This is a genomic window from Urechidicola vernalis (assembly GCF_031846385.1).
GTDB lineage: Bacteria > Bacteroidota > Bacteroidia > Flavobacteriales > Flavobacteriaceae > Urechidicola > Urechidicola vernalis.
The window spans coordinates 106167-123248 of record NZ_JAVRHV010000004.1 but is presented as its reverse complement, the minus strand read 5'-3'; the positions used below and the strand labels follow the sequence as shown (position 1 = coordinate 123248).

Genomic DNA, 17082 nt, shown 5'->3' with positions numbered 1-17082 from the left:
ATCGATAATTTAATGCGGGGAATTAATTCGTAAAAAAACCTGCTAAAAAGCAAGTTTTAAAGTATTTGGGAGCAGCAAATATATAAAAATATATAGGACTTCCTAAACATCGTGCTTCTCTAGGGACTAGAATTCACTCAAGTCCCAAAGTAAAGGCAGGCTTACATACACTGCAATAGTAATAACCGCAATTGAAATTAAATTAAACCAAATGCCCTTTTTTACCATATCCTTTATTTTTAAATATCCCGATCCAAAAACCACAGCATTAGGAGGTGTTGCCACTGGTAGCATAAAGGCACAAGAAGCTGCCAATGTTGCAGATATAACTAAAAAATAAGGGTGTACTTGTATTGCGGCCGCTAACGAAACCAACACAGGTAACAACATGGCTGTAGTAGCCAAATTAGAAGTTATTTCTGTTAAAAAATTGACTATAAATACGATAATAAGAATTAAAACGAATAGAGAGACACCCTCTAAAGAAGTCATTTTACCTCCCATCCACACAGCCAATCCGCTTGTTTCAAAACCTTTTGCCAAGGCCATGCCTCCCCCAAAAAGCAATAAAATACCCCAGGGCAGTTTAACGGCGTCTTCCCAATTTAACAAAGCTCGTTTCTTGTCCTTCGTTGGAATTACAAAAAGCACTATAGCTGCAATAATGGCAATAATCGTATCGTCAATTATAGGAGTTATTTTTACTAATAAAAAAGAGCGACTAATCCAGCATATTGCAGTTGTGGCAAAAACAATTAGCACCATTTTTTCTTCAAATGACACTTTACCTAAAGCATGTATTTGTTTCTCTACCTCTTTTTTTCCTCCAGGAAAATCATTCTGTTTAAATTTAAATGCAAACTTGGTAAGATACACCCAACATAACACGAGTAAAAAAATACTTATCGGAAAACCAAATGAAAACCACTGAGCAAATGAAATTTCTATCCCGTAGTTTTCTTGCATTACACCTGCCATTACAAGATTTGGAGGGGTTCCAATTAAAGTTGCAATACCCCCAATTGAGGCACTATAGGCTATGGCCAACATCAGAGCCTTTCCAAATATTTCATTTTCATCTTCTACAGTTTCAGGATTATCTTTTAACTGAGATACAATTGCCAAACCAACTGGTAAAATCATAACGGCGGTTGCCGTATTTGATATCCACATTGATAAAAAAGCGGTTGCAACCATAAAACCAAGGATGATCTGTTTTACATTGGTTCCTACTATTCTTATAATAGTTAAGGCTATTCTTTTGTGCAAATTCCATTTTTCAATCGCTATTGCAAGAATAAACCCTCCAATGAATAAGAAAATATATTTATGTCCGTATGACGCAGTTACATTACTAAGGTTAACAGCTCCTGTGAGCGGAAACAAAACAATAGGCAACAAAGCAGTTACCGCAATTGGTACTGCCTCGGTAATCCACCAAATTGCAACCCAAAAAGCCCCCGCCAACACTGCAACTCCAGCAGGTGACAATCCCTTAGGGTTAAAAAATAAAATTGTTAAAATAAAGACAATTGGCCCTAGTAAAAGCCCTAGTTGCTGTTTGGTTAACTTCATAAATCTAAATTATATATTAATTGCAACATAATAAAGGTTTAGTTCCTATCTTTGCTTTCGCAATAAATTTAAGGCTATGACAACAAATGATATTCAATTTATGAAAAGAGCCATTGCTTTGGCGCAAGAAGGAATGAATTCTAATGCTGGAGGCCCATTTGGTGCTGTAGTTGTGAAAAACGGAGAAATTATTGCAGAAGGCTTTAATAAAGTTACATCTACAAATGATCCAACAGCACATGCTGAAGTTACAGCCATAAGAGCTGCTTGTGACAAACTTGGATCATTTCAATTAGATGATTGTATTATTTACACTTCTTGCGAACCTTGCCCTATGTGTTTAGGTGCTATTTATTGGGCACGACCAAAAGCAGTATTTTACGGCTGTGATAAGGTGGATGCCGCTAAAATAGATTTTGATGATCAATTTATTTATGAAGAATTAGATAAGAAAATTGGAGATAGACGCATCAAGTTTGTACAAATATTACAATCTGAAGCCATTGAAATTTTTAATGAATGGGATGCAAAGGAAGGAAAAACGGAGTATTAATAAATACCGCTTCATTATTTAACTCTTTTATTCAAAATCATAGTTAAAGCACCGATTTGCTTTTAAAATATTATCTTCTCAATTATTCTTATATTTACTTCAATTAGCAAAATTTAATTTTGAAGTATGGATTTTCTATTTCAGTTACCCACGTGGTTCGGAATATGTATTGTTTCACTTTTAACAGTTGCAATTGGATTACTAACAGTAACCTTTTCAAAAAAACTAATTGCAATACAACTAACCAAACAACACGAGCGAATTGGGCGTCTCTTATTCAGAGTAACAGCCGGTTTAATTGCTTTGTTACTCTCTCTGAGTTATGCAAATGAACGGATTGAACAAAACAAATTACGTGATTCAATGGAACTAGAGGCATCTCTAATTATCAATGTAATCATAAAGTTAAATATAAACCCTTCAGTTCAATCGGAGGGTATAAAAACCAAATTAATAGATTATATAAAATACACTTTAAACGACAACTGGTTAGAACTAAAAGCCAATCCATTCCATTCGAAATCTTCAGATGCAATGGTAGATGCAATTCAAATGGCATATAAATTACCCGCAAATGATTCGATAAGTTCAAATATTAAAACAGATGTTATTAAAGACATTAATCATATTACCCAACTTATGCAGGTTAGAATTTATTCGCAACAAACAATGACTCCATATCTTATTTATATATTATGTTTTGGTATGATATTTTTATGGATATTTTATTCTGTATATGATTTAAACCGTGTATCTCTGGTTTTTTTGTCCTTATATAATGTATTTGTTGCGGTTTTAATTTATTTTATTTTTATGATGAGCAACCCTTTAGTGGGAAATTTAAAAATGGATCACGATTCCTTTGAAATAATCAAATCTAAAGGAGTAGACAAAGCCAATAAATAATGTGAAATCACTTAAACTTCATACCATTTTAATTTTATTTTCCATTTCATTTATTGATTTGATTGGACAGAATGATACACCTTTATTTGAAACTAATGAGCCACTAAAAATTGTCATTAGCACTTCGTTAAGAGAAATAACCAATGACCTTAAAGAAAGAGAACAAAGGCCTGCGCAATTAATTGTTAAAAATGAAAACGGCACAGAAGAATTACATCAAATTAAAATTAGAGTACGGGGCGTAACAAGAGCTAAGAAAGAAGTATGTCAATTCCCTCCGTTACGGCTAAATTTTAAAAAGAAACAAACCAAAAATACAGTTTTTGAAGGGCAAGACAAACTAAAATTAGTAACCCATTGTATCAACTCTAACAATTACAGTCAAAACGCATTAAAGGAATATTTAGCCTACAAATTATTCGAGGTCATTACCCCATATAGTTTCAAAACTAGACTTTGTGAAATAACATATATAGATACTTTAAGAAATAATCGAACTACTCATCAATTAGGTTTTTTAATAGAAGATATAGACGATCTGGCCAAAAGAAATGGATTGAAAGAATTTGACGGCAGAATAGTAAATCAAGAAGCCCTACAAAAAGAAACATTAGATAAAATGGTTTTTTTTCAATATTTAATTGGCAATCTAGACTGGGCGGTTCCCAATAGGCATAATATGAAAGTTCTTGCAGGTAAAGAAAAGGAATTACCTATTGGAATTCCGTATGATTTCGATTATTCAGGATGGGTAAACACGTCTTATGCTACACCACCAGATGTGGTTAAAATTTCTAGTGTAAGAACAAGAGTCTTTAGAGGTCTATGTAGGATAAATAATTATTCAGAAACCTTAGTATTTTACAAAAAAATTAGGCCTCAATTAGAAAAAACACTAATCGACGTTCCTTTTCTTACAGACAAAAGTAGAAATTACATTACGAAATATTTGAACAATTTTTACGACATACTAAATGACCCAAATAGGGTTAGAGATGAAATAATTAGAGCCTGCAGAGCAGAGCACGAACACACCTATTCTAAATAAAAAATATGCAATACCCAAAGAGAGTTGTTTTATTAATTACCTGTTTAGTAGCGATAGGACTTATCAGTTTTACAAATACTAAACCTATTCAAAATAAACTCGACTATTCTGGAACCAATGGTCTTTTTATTGAATATAAAGACGGGCTTCAAATAAAATGGATAACCAACAAAGAAGATTCTGGACATATTATATTGCGAACTTTAGACAATACGGTAATTAAGAAAGGACAAACATCAAGTTCGCGTTCGCATTCATTTAATGTAAACCACACCATAGATGAACCGATATTCTTGGAAATAGGCGGTGAAAATTCTGAAAAACAAACGATTAAACTTAGACCAAAAAGCAAATTAGAAAATGCTATTTATAGAAATGTAGATTCAATTTATGTCGTTGGAGATGTACATGGTAGATACAATCAACTAACCAATTTGCTTCAAAAATCGAATCTCATAAATTCCGATTTAGAATGGATTGGAGGTAAAGCGCATCTCGTATTTTTAGGCGATCTTTTCGATCGAGGAGATGACGTAACAAAGGTGCTATGGTTTATTTATGAGTTGGAAGAAAAAGCACGATTAAAAGGCGGAAAAGTTCATGTAGTTCTAGGAAACCACGAAATAATGGTAATGAGTAAAGATTTGAGATATCTCAGCAGAAAGGAAGCTTCAATACCCTTTGCACATGGTGTAACTTACGATTATCTATTTCATCCAAATAAATCTCTTTTAGGAACATGGCTTAGCAAGAAAGCTTCAGTTATTAAAATTGACAATGCAATATTGGCCCATGGTGGTATCGTAGATCTTGGGAATCCTTCTATAAACGACTTTAACAAGACAACCGCAGAATATATACAAAAAGAGGCCTTTTTAGATTTAATGGAGGAACATGCGGATAGTACGAAATATGAAGTTGATGAATGGGAAACTATTCGAAATCATTTTTACCATCCAGATAGTCCATTTTGGTATAGAGGCTATGTATATCAAGATACTTTAGCTCCGCAACTAAATGCCATGTTAAGAAAATATAAAGCAAAATTACATGTGGTTGCTCACACACCTCAAGAAACTATTACAGAAAGGTATAAAGGAAAATTGTTAACGACAGATTTAAATGATGCTGCCACTGAATTATTACTTCTTGTAAGAGATAAAAAAAAGTATAAACGGTTTAAAAGTAATAGCCTTGGTGAAGTTTCTAAATTAAATTAATTAGTCATTAATTCTTTCATTTTTTCCAACTGGGCCTCTTCAGGTATTAATTGTCCATCATGATAAAACATTACCAGTTCTAACGGTAAACTATTCCAAGCTAATTTGGCAACATTGTCTGGACTGATATTATGCCTTCCCAAAGTTTTTTCAGTTGGCCAATCAATTGAAGGAAAAGACACGTATGCCAATTCGGAACATACTATTTTATCAGTAGTATTTACATCAAAATTAAAATCATATTTTTTACCTACTTGTCTAAAGGCCATTAATAAGGCTTCTTTTGTTAGTTCTTCACCTTCATTCTCATTAAATATTGGTCTTAATATGACAAAATCGTCAATATTCATAAACTCTTCTAAAGTACTTAATTGTACTCCTGATCTTAATGCTTCAATAATTTGATGTTCATTTTTGGAATTGGAATCATTCGAATTACTTAATTCATCTTTATACTTCTTTACATAAGGGTTGTTCCATAGATCCAATTCTATTAACTCTGATTTGGTTCCAGTCCAAATAGCAACATGCCCAAAATGACCTGGTATTAATTTATCCGTTAACCTAAAAGGTGTTTTTTCCAATAAAATATCTAATGGTTTTAAATTTTCAATAATATGATTTTTGACACTATCATTCTTATATAATTTTCCCTTTCTAGATTCAAAAAGCCCCATTGTATTTCCGAATAATCCACTGACCATATCAAATCCATCATCAGAAGATTTTGATATTAAATCTTGGGCAATTCTTTCAAACGCAATGAATTTTTTAGAAGCAATTTCTGTAGCCCTAAACTTCTTTACATAATTATATGACGGACTAGATGCTATCAATTGATTCAAATAAGCAAAATCCGCCTCAGTTTCACCGAGAAAATCTAATGTATCCAAAGAACTCTCATAATATTCAATTACTCTTCTAATTCTATGTCTCGATTCTATAGAGTTTGCATTTAACGTCATTTCGTTTAGCAAGTTGGCCACTAACCCAAACCCCGCATCGGGATCATTTATTAGTTTGCGTATTCTAGCATCTTGCTCAAATAAAACCACCCCTATTAAGTAGTTGTCATATAAGGTTAGTGCTGCACTAAGAGAAACCAAAAGACCTTTTAGTTTCAATTCTTCATCTATTCCGTATTTCTCTAATGTTTTATCGGAAACTTCCAACCCACATTCGTAAGAATTTGCTATTTCTAACAATTCTTCTCTTATACTTAAATAATCTTCGGTTCCTTGCTTTAAAATAAGTAAGTCTCTACTCGGAATAGGAGCATCTTTATCTACGCGTAATCGGTTCGAAACTTCCAACATCTGCATTCTTGCAACCAAACTGTATTCAACTAAATATTGCAATCTTGATAAATCTGCTTCAGCTATTTCTTCAGGTGTAATTCCAGATTCTATTTTATTGGCAAGTAATTGAAAACAGGTTGATTCTCTATTAGAATCATTGATAGAAATTTTCACATACATATATCCTGTGAAAATTAAAATTGATATAGCCCCAACTATCCCAATTTTTTTGAGGGTATTTTTTTTCATTAAAAACGTTTGTCAGTTGATTGCAACCAATTTACGATAAAAGTTGATTAAAAAAAATCACCAACTAAATCCAGCCCTGAGATTAGGGCCGAAAGTGCTCATGTCATATTTAAAATAGTCCGTATCTGCACCATTTTCGTAATCAATATCAATATTTCTATACCCTAAACTTAAGTGAAATTTCTCTGAAAAATTATAGCCAACGTACGCTTGAATTTGCCATGTAAAATCAGACCCTATTCCAAAACCTCCTAAGTCTCCCCGTAACTTATAAAACCATTGTTCGTTAAATGACCCATTAGATCTTAAAATAACGACAGGATCAAACCATGTTTCAGTTAACCCTCCTGTTATTTGACCAATTGCACCAACTTTTAGTTGTAACTCCATGTCTTCTTTTAAACTTATCATTCTAACTCCAACGCCAACTTCTAACCAATTGGTTACTCTCTTTAAACCGGAAACTTCAAACAACAACTCTTTCAATACAAGCTCACCACTTTGTACAAGCAATCCTTCTTCTACACCCATGGCCAAATGCATATAGAGAAAATCAGAACTTAACGTCCAATCATTCTTTGTAGTTTCAAAATACAACATCCCACCAAATTTCAACTGTCCAAAAATATCTCCTGGATTTGCATCAACTTCCACGGCTGGTAATCTTTTAATTTGATTTACTCCGCTCATATTGGGAAACATTAAATAAGGCTCAACTAAAAATGTTCTTTGATTCTCATCAGAGCTTGAATTGATATTGGAATCTTGAGCGTTAATTAATAAGGAACATAAAAGAGCGGTACAGAATATAATTTTTTTCATGGCATTAATTTTACTTTAAAATTAATGAATTCTCATGTAGCATTCGCAAGAATTTCTTTGAAAATTAAACTTTCCACGAAATTCTTGAGATAGTATTTAGTCGGGATGACAGGATTTGTAGAATCCTCAAAACCCTCATTGCAAACCTTCTTTTTAATCACTTTACCATAACTCTCTTCTGTTATTGAAATAGAACTATGCCCTAACAATTCACTTACTATCTCAATATGGAAATTCTGAACTAAATAGAAAACAAGTCTTTTCTTTCAATTATTATAGTTCCTAAATATTCTTATTTACCATGTACTAAAAATTATAAACCAAACATTTATAATCTATTACAGCATATATATTTTTAATATCTGAACCCATATTTTTTGCTATTTTTATAAAATCAATCGTTGTGGGGACGATTAATATAAAACTTGGACATTATAATCTTACTATATTTTGTTCAAGTTTTTTTTGATATTACCGCTTACTTTGCTTAATTTCAAACCCTTAATAATTGTTATGAGAATAGTATTTAATATTAATTCTCAAATTCAATCACAGTGCAAAAATTATTTCAGGCAGAACTTGATTCTTCAAATAAAGTTCTAATTGTTGCTCAAAAGAACTACTCAACCTACAAAAATCACTTGTTGTCTAGAAATTTAAATCCCATGACATTTGAAGAATTTCTTAAAAATTACAATGTATAATCAATCGATAATAAAAAACCCACCTAATTACTTAGATGGGAAAATTGCTATGAAAAAGAAGTAGACTGTAAATGTCTACTTTTCCAAATATATAAGTTTCAATTAAATTTACAAATATTTGGGCATGATTTAGATTTCAAAAATACTATTCTCAATAAATATATAATGTTAACTCCACACTCTTAAATATCATATGTCATTAATTTTCAACAATTTAATGTCCGTTTTACACCAACTGCAAAGTTAATTCAATTTGAATAATAAATTCTATTATCTTTATAGTGTAAATGAATCTTTGGGGTTGATTTATTTATAACCTGAGTATCGTTATCAGTACTCAGGTTTTTTTATTCTTTCTCATCCTATGAAAATGTGCTATTTAAGTCTTTTACTCTATTAAATAAAAAAATTCATATTCAATCTATTTCCTTAGATAGCCAATGGAAAATGTTAAGAACAAACTGAAGGTTTTGATTTTCATTCTGAAAATTTAATCCAACCGGGTTCTGCTGTTCTCCGACTAACTGAGCTGAAAATAAACTTGCCTCACCTATAAAAGCAACTCTTCCCTTCCCTTTTTTCAAAATTGCACCTTGGTATAAGTTTTTAAAAGAAACAATAGGTGTTTCAGGGTATATCTTCCAAGCCTGTTCTGTTTGATACGATACAATATTTGGATTATTAAAAGATAATAGACCAATAATTGAGTCATTTTCTATTTTGAACCCACTTCCGTAATAAGTAGCAACCCAATTTACCTTTTCTCCCTTGTTTTTACCCTCAATTATAGGGTGCTTTAATAAGGTATTATCCCTTCTTGAAAATACGGTCATTCCCCAATTTATAGAATCTATAACAAAACCATTATACCAATTAACCCCTAATTTAGATGAGAACTTTTGAATGGCTCCTGGAAACGGCATATGATCTGCAACTAATAATAAACTCCCTCCGTTATCTATCCATTCAAGTAATACATTCATTTCAGAATCGGTAAGTGCTGAAGGCGTAGGCAACTTCCAATTATTAATATTTGATTTATGAAGAGCACCAATAATTACTAATATTTCTACTTCATTTAATAATTCTGTACTAAAGGAATCATTATATGATTGAATGCGATAACCATCATGGCGAAGTAATTTTAATAGGGGAAACATCCTAACATTAATGGACATGTCATTATTATGATATTCATCAATATGAATAATCGGTCCAGAATTTAACGGATAAACAGGATTCTCAACTTTATAAGCAAAAGTACTGTCGAGAATTTGCTGAGCATTTAATTGGTTTATATCGATTAAAAATATTTCAATTAAACAATAGACAACCCAAATGCTTTTTATAAACTTAACTCCTTTAATGTCAATTGTCATATAAGAATTGGTTACGCATTAAATCAATGTTATATTAAACGGCCTAATTTATCACATCCAACCAAGTTCACGCAAAGCATATGGTGCATTCCAAATTTTAGTCATTTTTTCAACTTTACCAGCTTCATTCATTTTAAGTGCATATACGTAATCCGTGTTTGTTGATTTATTTGTTGGAGGTACAGGACCACCTTCTCCTAAATGTGTACCACTAAAAGTACCAAAAAAAATTGCTGTATTCTTATTTTCATCAAATGCAGATGCATGTACTTTATACGTGCAGCCAGGCATTGTAATTGTGCTTAAATTATAAATCCAATCAACATATGTTTTAACATCATTCACCTCTGAAAGAGCTTGATTTTGAGAAGTAAATATGGCATTATCATCCACATATTCCTTACAAAATTCCCATCCTTTAGCGGATTCACAATTGTGAAAAAATTGAGTTGCATTTTCAAAAACGTCCATAGTATTTAATTTTTAATTAGTATAATTCATATTTACTTAATCTCTAAATCGTAAATAGAGACAAAATATAGGGTCAATTTATTTGAAGCCAACCTTATTATTCTAGTAGAATTTATTCGTAAGGTTTTTGTCATCCATTTTTTAATAATGAATCTATTTATTCATCATTCCTGTGGTCATAGAAGGCTCTAATTGAAGTGTTTCAATCATTTCTCCCCAATTTTCAAGTGAATTATCAAAATTTGCTTGATCTTCATCAAAAGTTCCATAGCCATGTAGTTCGTTATAATCATCTCTAAAAGAATTTTCAAACTCTTGTTGATTAGATCTTTTAAAAGTGTCAAATGGCATTACAACAACAAATAAATTTCTATTTCCACCACTTACTAGTCGATATAAAAATCTTGTTCCTTCAACTTCTCTCTTTTCAAGAGTTTTTGCAATTCGATACATAAATCTTCTAAAATGAAGAATTCCAGAGGGTTTCACATCAAAAGACCTCCATTCTACAAATTTTTTCGGGGTTGTATTTTCTGGATCACTATTGTAAGAACCGCTATCTAGCAGTACCCAGTGTTTTCTCCCAATATTTTCCCCAATGTATTTACCTACATTTTCATTCCAATATTCTCCTTCAGCCGAACGATCTTTATCAAAATCAGCAGGTGATTTACTAGATTGAACCCTAACAAATGTTCCTGAATTTCTACCAGTAATTACACGATAAGTCATCATAGAATGATCAGGGTTACTATTAAACTTAGTAGTCTTTTCAGCCGCAGCCTCCATAAACTTTTGCACCATACCCTCTTTTGCTTTGTACTCAAATGTAATCCAGTATTTAGAATTATCATTTCTTTGCCCTACCAAAACATTACACATCAATAACGCCATGGAAATTAAAATTACTCTTTTCATTTTATTTAGTTTTAGTTAATAATCGACTTGAACAAACAGCAAATACTGTCTAACAAAATGTATCAGAGGGGTTGAATAAATACTTTTTTAATAACGATTTAAATGAGGTCGATAAAATGTTCTAACCAGGAGATTTCAATTAATCACCATTTCTATGAAGTGGAATTTGTAGTTTAGTTAGATATTATATAACAAAAGTACTAAATTTATACTTAACTAAATAGACCCCAGCCTCTTCACTTCATCACTCACTCTCTTTTTTATCACTTTACCATAACTTTCTTCAGTTATGGAAATACTACTATGCCCTAATAATTTACTTACTATTTCAATTGGAACATCATTATATAACAATACTGTACTAGCAAAGGTTTTTCTAGCAATATGAGTAGTTAATACTTTGTCAAAACCTAAAATGCTTCCTACAACCTTTAAATAAGAGTTATACTGTTGATTACTCATAACAGGAAATATTTGGTCAACCTCATCATTTCTATATTTAACAATTAAATCTGAAGCCTTTGAAAGTATTGGAACAGATATATTTCCTTGTGTTTTTTCCCTAGTCATTTCAATCCAATTCATTCCATCAAAACCTTTCACAATATGCTTCTTAGACAACTGCTTCAATTCATTATAGGCTAACCCTGTATAGCAAGAGAAAATAAATAGGTCTTGTACTAATCGTAAAGTAGATTGTTCAAATACGTGTGATTCAAATTTCTGTAATTCTTCCGTAGTTAAAAACACAATCTTTTTAATCACCTTCTTATTTTTATGCAACATAAATGGATCTCTTTCTAGATATCCTTCAGAAACTGCTACTTTAATAGGTTTCCTAAATCTTTGTATCTCCTTATTAATAGTAACTTGCTTTTGTCCTCTCTCAACTTTTAAGTAATAATCAAAGTCATCCAAAAACTGTTGTTTTAACTTTTTTAATGGATAATCTGAGCGTTTGTACTTCCATTTAATGAATGATTTCACATTTTCCTTTACATAGTTGTATTTCTTGTATGTTACAGCCTTAATTTCAATGTTTATAAGTCTTTTAAGACGCTTTAAGAACATTTCAAAGTATTCAACTACATTGTATTCTTTGGCTAATTTCTCTCCTTTATATGTGCTGTAAATGTCTTCTACAGAAAAGTTAGATTCTTGAATTTGAAGCAATAAAAAAGCCTGATTAATTTTATTCATTATCAGGCTCAGTTGCGTGTTTAAATAATCAGATTGTTCAGAATCTTCTAGAACCTTCTGTTTCTTAGAATTCCAGTATTTTGGATTTACAAAAAGTCCTGTTGAGAATTGTTTTCTAATCTTTAGATAAGTTAATCTACATTTTATAGGGCATTCACCTTTTTTACTTAATTTACTTTTATCCGTATATAATAATATATTCAGTTTATTCTTATTCATAATTTTAATTTTTAGTTGGTTTATTTTAAATGGGGTACCTAGAATTTTTATTGGAGTACCAAGTGGGGTACTTTTCCCTCAAAAAAAGTTGACAAGTTGTCAAAAGGAGTTGAAAATGAATGAATTTGAGAAATTCAATAAATTCCTAGGCAGGAAATGTTATAACGCAAAAAAGCCTCTACATTTCTGTAAAGGCTTGTCATTTTTTGCTCCCCCTCTTGGGCTCGAACCAAGGACCCTCTGATTAACAGTCAGATGCTCTAACCAACTGAGCTAAGGAGGAATGTACCGATTTTTAATTTCGGTGTGCAAATATATATCTTTTTATACTTCTGCCAAACAATTTTTAAAAAATTATTACTTCCTTTCTTTAGGAATTTAAATTGAATCAGAATTGATTATAAAATCTTAAAAAGATCCGTTAAATATCAACAGAATAAATGGTGGTTTTACGAAATCGTTGTATTTTTGACCCTGTTTTAATTAAAACATTTTTGTACGAAAAAAATTATGGATAAATTTTCGTTTTTAAATGCCGTACACTCAGAGTTTATTTCTGATTTATACGACCAATACTTGGTAAATCCAGACGCGGTTGAACCAAGTTGGAAAAGTTTTTTCCAAGGATACGATTTGGCCAATGAGAACTACTCAATTAATGGCGAAGAAATAGCCGTTGAAGTTCCGGAACAAGTTAGCAAAGAATTTAGAGTTTTAGATTTGATTAATGGGTATAGAACTCGTGGTCATTTATTTACCAAAACCAACCCTGTTAGAAACAGAAGAGAGTACTCCCCTTCGTTAGCGCTTGAAAATTTTGGGCTATCAAATGCTGATTTAGATTCTAATTTTGATGCAGGAGAAGTTTTAGGATTAGGAACCACTTCCCTAAAGAATATTGTTTTACACTTAGAGCAAATTTATTGTGCTTCTATTGGTGTAGAATATATGTATATCAGAAATCCGGAAGTGATTAAATGGTGGCAGTCTAAATTAAACTTTAACGACAATCATCCTCGATTTTCTGTAGAAGCAAAAAAATACATTCTTTCTAAGTTAAACCATGCCGTTACTTTTGAGAGTTTTTTACAAACAAAATATGTTGGTCAAAAACGTTTCTCATTAGAAGGAGGTGAATCTTTAATTCCGGCTATTAGTGTTGCTTTATATAATGCCGTAGAAGATTACGGTGTTAAAGAAGCAGTTATTGGTATGGCGCACAGAGGTAGATTAAGCACCTTGGTCAATGTGTTTAGAAAACCAATGAACGAGTTGTTTAGCGAGTTTGAAGGAAAAGATTTTGAAGATGCGAATATTGACGGTGATGTAAAATACCACTTAGGTCTTACGTTAGACAAAACTTATCAAAACGGAAAAACCATCAAAATGAATTTGGTGCCAAATCCGTCGCATTTAGAAACCGTTGCTTCTGTAGCAGAAGGAATTACACGTGCTAAAATTGATAAGGATTACAAAGGTGATGATTCAAAAATATTACCAATTATAGTCCATGGTGATGCTGCGATTGCTGGGCAAGGAATTGCTTACGAGGTTGCTCAAATGAGCCAATTAAACGGTTATAAAACTGGTGGTACGATTCATATTGTTGTAAATAATCAAATCGGATTTACAACCAACTATTTAGATGCTAGATCAAGTACCTATTGTACAGATGTGGCAAAAGTTGTATTGTCGCCAGTATTGCACGTAAATGCTGATGATGCGGAAGCGGTTGTTCATGCTATTGAACTAGCGCTAGATTATAGAATGAAATTTAAAAAGGATGTTTATATAGATTTATTAGGTTACCGTAAATATGGTCATAACGAAGGAGATGAACCAAGATTTACACAACCTAAATTGTATAAAGCAATTTCGAAACATAGCAATCCTTTAAAAATATATACCGATAAATTAATTGCTGAAAATACAATCGATACCGGTTATGGTAAAAAGATTGTTGCAGATTTTAAAGCAATGATGGAAACGGAATTTACGAAAGCGAAAGAGTCTGACTCTTCAAAGGTTCGTGAATTTATGGAAGAACGTTGGTCCGATTTTAATAGACAACGTTTAGATGGCATGTTAAGTCCTATTAAGACTGCATACCCAAAAGAAAACTTAGAAAATATTGCCAAAGTAGTTTCTACAGTTCCAGAAGGTGTAAAGTTTGTTCGTAAAGCAGAACGAATTTTAGGAGGTAGAGCAAAAATGGTTTTTGAAACAGACGCCTTAGATTGGGGAATGGCAGAAACTATGGCCTATGGAAGTTTATTAGAAGAAGGCTTTGATATTCGTATTTCTGGACAAGATGTAGAACGTGGAACTTTTAGTCACCGTCATGCTATATTGCGTGATGAGATCTCTGAAGAGCGCATCAACTTGTTAAACACAAACAAAGACAATAAAGGAGAGATGTATATTTACAACTCTTTATTATCTGAATATGGCGTATTAGGCTTTGACTATGGTTATGCAATGGCCAACCCAAATACCTTAACTATTTGGGAAGCTCAGTTTGGTGATTTTAGTAATGGAGCTCAAATTATTTTTGACCAATACCTTTCTGCTGCGGAAGACAAATGGAAAATGCAAAACGGAATTGTTGTCTTATTACCTCATGGGTACGAAAGTCAAGGATCTGAGCACTCATCTGCCCGTATGGAACGTTATTTACAATTGTGCGCTAAAGACAATATGATTGTTGCAGATTGTACAACACCTGCAAACTTCTTCCACTTGTTACGTCGTCAAATGAAACGTGACTTTAGAAAACCATTAATTGTCTTAACGCCTAAGAGTTTATTGCGTCATCCAAAAGCCGTTTCATCTATAAGTGAATTGGCTGGAGGTCAATTCCAAGAAGTCATTGATGATACAATAAATCCAGAAAAAGTAACTAAAATGGTCTTCTGTACTGGTAAATTCTATTATGATTTATTAGCAGAAAGAGAGAAATTAGAAAACGAAAATGTTGCTCTTGTTAGAATTGAGCAATTATTCCCTTTACATCACGATAAGATTCAAAAAATAATGGATCGCTATCCGAATGTAAAAACATATACTTGGGCACAAGAAGAGCCTAAAAATATGGGAGCATGGACTTACATGCTACAGCGATTTGAATTGGCTCCACTAAAAGTGGCTGCTAGAGATTTTGCTGCAGCACCAGCACCAGGAAATGGCGCAAGAGATAAAAGAAGACAACAACGAGTTATTGATAGTGTTTTTGACACTACTGAAAAATAAAAAATTCAAAACGTAAAATTATAGTACGATGATTTTAGAAATGAAAGTCCCATCTCCGGGAGAATCGATTACAGAAGTAGAAATTGCAACTTGGTTGGTTGAAGATGGAGACTATGTAGAGAAAGATCAGGCTATTGCTGAAGTAGATTCAGACAAAGCAACTTTAGAATTACCTGCTGAAGAAAGTGGAATTATTACGCTTAAGGCCGAAGAAGGCGATGCTGTGGCTGTTGGAGCCGTAGTTTGCTTAATTGATATGGACGCTAAAAAACCGGAAGGTTCTGAAGCACCTAAAAAGGAAGAAGTAAAAGAAGAAGTTGCCGCACCAAAAACGGAAGCGCCTAAATCTGATACTTATGCTACTGGTAGTGCATCACCAGCCGCAAAAAAGATTTTGGCTGAAAAAGGAATTGCTGCATCTGAAGTTAAAGGAACTGGAAAAGATGGACGTGTAACTAAAGATGATGCTATTAAAGCAGTGCCGTCTATGGGAACTGCTCCTGCACATGGAAATAGAAATAGTGATCGCAAAAAATTATCAATGTTGCGTAGAAAAGTTGCTCAGCGTTTGGTTTCTGTAAAGAACGAAACAGCAATGCTAACTACCTTCAACGAAGTAAACATGCAGCCTATTTTTGATTTAAGAAGCGAGTACAAAGAAGCCTTTAAAGCAAAACATGGTGTTGGTTTAGGTTTTATGAGTTTCTTTACATTGGCGGTTGTTAGAGCTTTGAAAATGTATCCAGATGTGAATTCTATGATTGATGGAGATTTTAAAATCTCACACGATTTTCAAGATATTTCAATTGCAGTTTCAGGCCCTAAAGGATTGATGGTTCCGGTAATAAGAAATGCTGAAAACTTATCTTTTAGAGGTGTAGAAAGCGAAGTAAAACGATTGGCTATAAAAGCTAGAGACGGAAAAATAACCGTTGACGAAATGACTGGCGGAACATTTACCATTACTAATGGTGGTGTATTTGGTTCTATGCTGTCTACGCCTATTATCAACCCTCCACAAAGTGGAATTTTAGGAATGCACAATATTGTAAACAGACCAATGGCTGTTAATGGAGAAGTGGTTATTCAACCTATTATGTATGTAGCTTTATCTTATGACCATAGAATTATTGACGGACGTGAATCTGTTGGTTTCTTAGTAGCGGTTAAAGAAGCCTTAGAAAATCCTGTTGAATTATTGATGAATAATGATATTAAAACTGCATTAGAAATGTAGCTCTATATTCAAAATATAAAAAAGTCCGAACCAT

13 protein-coding genes and 1 tRNA gene are annotated in these 17082 nt (G+C 32.5%); 6 read left to right on the top strand and 8 right to left on the bottom strand.

Annotated features, from left to right (window positions below; all coding sequences use genetic code 11):
* Window positions 1-126: 126 nt before the first annotated feature.
* Window positions 127-1575 carry an SLC13 family permease gene (locus RM519_RS09235; RefSeq protein ID WP_311593440.1) on the bottom strand — a complete coding sequence of 483 codons (1449 nt, stop codon included), beginning with the start codon at window positions 1573-1575 and terminating at the stop codon, window positions 127-129.
* 76 nt (window positions 1576-1651) lie between these two features.
* On the opposite strand from RM519_RS09235, the gene RM519_RS09230 reads away from it, so the two are divergent.
* From RM519_RS09230 to RM519_RS09215, 4 genes are all read left to right on the top strand, one after another.
* On the top strand, window positions 1652-2128 hold the full coding sequence (locus RM519_RS09230; protein WP_311593439.1) for a nucleoside deaminase: 477 nt from the start codon (window positions 1652-1654) through the stop codon (window positions 2126-2128).
* A 126-nt stretch (window positions 2129-2254) separates the two neighbouring features.
* Window positions 2255-3034, top strand: coding sequence for a bestrophin-like domain (locus RM519_RS09225; protein ID WP_311593437.1), 780 nt, complete (start codon window positions 2255-2257; stop codon window positions 3032-3034).
* Between the two features lies 1 nt (window position 3035).
* Window positions 3036-4082 carry a hypothetical protein gene (locus RM519_RS09220; RefSeq protein ID WP_311593436.1) on the top strand — a complete coding sequence of 349 codons (1047 nt, stop codon included), beginning with the start codon at window positions 3036-3038 and terminating at the stop codon, window positions 4080-4082.
* 5 nt (window positions 4083-4087) lie between these two features.
* Window positions 4088-5302, top strand: a complete 1215-nt coding sequence (locus tag RM519_RS09215; RefSeq protein ID WP_311593435.1) for a metallophosphoesterase — start codon at window positions 4088-4090, stop codon at window positions 5300-5302.
* Here RM519_RS09215 and RM519_RS09210 read toward each other — a convergent pair.
* From RM519_RS09210 to RM519_RS09180, 7 genes are all read right to left on the bottom strand, one after another.
* A complete protein-coding gene (locus RM519_RS09210) occupies window positions 5299-6849 on the bottom strand; it encodes a YiiX/YebB-like N1pC/P60 family cysteine hydrolase (protein ID WP_311593434.1) in 1551 nt (516 codons plus the stop codon). The two genes, RM519_RS09215 and RM519_RS09210, sit on opposite strands and share 4 nt — an antisense overlap.
* A gap of 57 nt (window positions 6850-6906) precedes the next feature.
* The gene (locus tag RM519_RS09205) at window positions 6907-7671 is read right to left on the bottom strand and encodes a porin family protein (protein ID WP_311593433.1); all 765 of its coding nucleotides are present in this window, start codon (window positions 7669-7671) and stop codon (window positions 6907-6909) included.
* A 1120-nt stretch (window positions 7672-8791) separates the two neighbouring features.
* Entirely contained in the window at window positions 8792-9754 is a 963-nt protein-coding gene (locus RM519_RS09200; protein WP_311593432.1) for a motility-associated ABC transporter substrate-binding family protein, read from the bottom strand.
* A 51-nt stretch (window positions 9755-9805) separates the two neighbouring features.
* Complete coding sequence (locus tag RM519_RS09195) at window positions 9806-10225, bottom strand: hypothetical protein (RefSeq protein WP_311593431.1); 420 nt, start codon at window positions 10223-10225, stop codon at window positions 9806-9808.
* A gap of 153 nt (window positions 10226-10378) precedes the next feature.
* Window positions 10379-11143, bottom strand: a complete 765-nt coding sequence (locus RM519_RS09190) for a hypothetical protein (RefSeq protein WP_311593430.1) — start codon at window positions 11141-11143, stop codon at window positions 10379-10381.
* Window positions 11144-11359: 216 nt separating this feature from the next.
* Complete coding sequence (locus tag RM519_RS09185; protein ID WP_311593429.1) at window positions 11360-12562, bottom strand: site-specific integrase; 1203 nt, start codon at window positions 12560-12562, stop codon at window positions 11360-11362.
* A gap of 209 nt (window positions 12563-12771) precedes the next feature.
* Window positions 12772-12845: transfer RNA gene (locus RM519_RS09180), tRNA-Asn, on the bottom strand.
* 227 nt (window positions 12846-13072) lie between these two features.
* Between RM519_RS09180 and RM519_RS09175 the strand changes: the two genes are divergently transcribed.
* Together RM519_RS09175 and odhB are read left to right on the top strand one after the other, a co-directional pair.
* Window positions 13073-15811: a 2-oxoglutarate dehydrogenase E1 component gene (locus RM519_RS09175; protein WP_311593428.1), complete on the top strand. Its 2739-nt coding sequence runs from the start codon at window positions 13073-13075 to the stop codon at window positions 15809-15811.
* A gap of 28 nt (window positions 15812-15839) precedes the next feature.
* A complete protein-coding gene (odhB, locus tag RM519_RS09170; RefSeq protein WP_311593427.1) occupies window positions 15840-17048 on the top strand; it encodes a 2-oxoglutarate dehydrogenase complex dihydrolipoyllysine-residue succinyltransferase in 1209 nt (402 codons plus the stop codon).
* The last annotated feature ends 34 nt before the right edge of the window (window positions 17049-17082 follow it).